The following is a 1,993-nucleotide window of genomic DNA, read 5'->3' as shown; positions in this document are numbered from 1 at the left end:
GGGTTTTGCGAAATGAATCTTGACGATGACCTACTCTCACATGGGGAAACCCCACACTACCATCGGCGATGCATCGTTTCACTGCTGAGTTCGGGATGGGATCAGGTGGTTCCAATGCTCTATGGTCGTCAAGAAATTCGGTTGCCAGTGCGTCTTTGCAGACACGCCAGCCAATTCGGATATGTGATCTTTGTGAGTCGCTTCGAACTTTCGGTTCGTTTCGTCTTCACCACCGCAATCTGCACAGCAAATTGCTTGGGTGTTATATGGTCAAGCCTCACGGGCAATTAGTATTGGTTAGCTCAACGCCTCACAGCGCTTACACACCCAACCTATCAACGTCGTAGTCTTCGACGGCCCTTCAGGGGATTCAAGATCCCAGTGAGATCTCATCTTGAGGCAAGTTTCCCGCTTAGATGCTTTCAGCGGTTATCTCTTCCGAACATAGCTACCCGGCAATGCCACTGGCGTGACAACCGGAACACCAGAGGTTCGTCCACTCCGGTCCTCTCGTACTAGGAGCAGCCCCTCTCAAATCTCAAACGTCCACGGCAGATAGGGACCGAACTGTCTCACGACGTTCTAAACCCAGCTCGCGTACCACTTTAAATGGCGAACAGCCATACCCTTGGGACCGGCTTCAGCCCCAGGATGTGATGAGCCGACATCGAGGTGCCAAACACCGCCGTCGATATGAACTCTTGGGCGGTATCAGCCTGTTATCCCCGGAGTACCTTTTATCCGTTGAGCGATGGCCCTTCCATACAGAACCACCGGATCACTAAGACCTACTTTCGTACCTGCTCGACGTGTGTGTCTCGCAGTCAAGCGCGCTTTTGCCTTTATACTCTACGACCGATTTCCGACCGGTCTGAGCGCACCTTCGTACTCCTCCGTTACTCTTTGGGAGGAGACCGCCCCAGTCAAACTACCCACCATACACTGTCCTCGATCCGGATCACGGACCTGAGTTAGAACCTCAAGGTTGCCAGGGTGGTATTTCAAGGATGGCTCCATGAGAACTGGCGTCCCCACTTCAAAGCCTCCCACCTATCCTACACAAGCAAGCTCAAAGTCCAGTGCAAAGCTATAGTAAAGGTTCACGGGGTCTTTCCGTCTAGCCGCGGATACACTGCATCTTCACAGCGATTTCAATTTCACTGAGTCTCGGGTGGAGACAGCGCCGCCATCGTTACGCCATTCGTGCAGGTCGGAACTTACCCGACAAGGAATTTCGCTACCTTAGGACCGTTATAGTTACGGCCGCCGTTTACCGGGGCTTCGATCAAGAGCTTCGCTTGCGCTAACCCCATCAATTAACCTTCCGGCACCGGGCAGGCGTCACACCCTATACGTCCACTTTCGTGTTTGCAGAGTGCTGTGTTTTTAATAAACAGTCGCAGCGGCCTGGTATCTTCGACCGGCATGAGCTTACGGAGCAAGTCCTTCACCCTCGCCGGCGCACCTTCTCCCGAAGTTACGGTGCCATTTTGCCTAGTTCCTTCACCCGAGTTCTCTCAAGCGCCTTGGTATTCTCTACCTAACCACCTGTGTCGGTTTGGGGTACGGTTCCCAGTTATCTGAAGCTTAGGAGCTTTTCTTGGAAGCATGGTATCAACCACTTCGCACTCTAAAGAGCGCTCGTCATCAGCTCTCGGCCTTGAAATCCCGGATTTGCCTAAGATTTCAGCCTACCACCTTAAACCTGGACAACCAACGCCAGGCTGGCCTAACCTTCTCCGTCCCTCCATCGCAATAACTGGAAGTACAGGAATATTAACCTGTTTTCCATCGACTACGCTTTTCAGCCTCGCCTTAGGGACCGACTAACCCTGCGTCGATTAACGTTGCGCAGGAAACCTTGGTCTTTCGGCGTGCGAGTTTTTCACTCGCATTGTCGTTACTCATGTCAGCATTCGCACTTCTGATACCTCCAGCAAGCTTCTCAACTCACCTTCACAGGCTTACAGAACGCTCCTCTACCGCATCACCA

The 1,993-nt window shown here is 52.6% G+C and carries 2 rRNA genes; both read right to left on the bottom strand.

Going from position 1 to position 1,993, the window contains the following annotated elements:
* Nucleotides 1-17: 17 nt before the first annotated feature.
* Nucleotides 18-133 (bottom strand): 5S ribosomal RNA (gene rrf, locus AC2CGW_RS25200).
* 133 nt (nucleotides 134-266) lie between these two features.
* Nucleotides 267-1,993: ribosomal RNA gene (locus AC2CGW_RS25195) — 23S ribosomal RNA — on the bottom strand; the annotation flags it as partial.

This window comes from Pseudomonas sp. SYWMCR5 (assembly GCF_057197165.1).
This window is presented reverse-complemented; position numbering and strand designations above follow the sequence as displayed.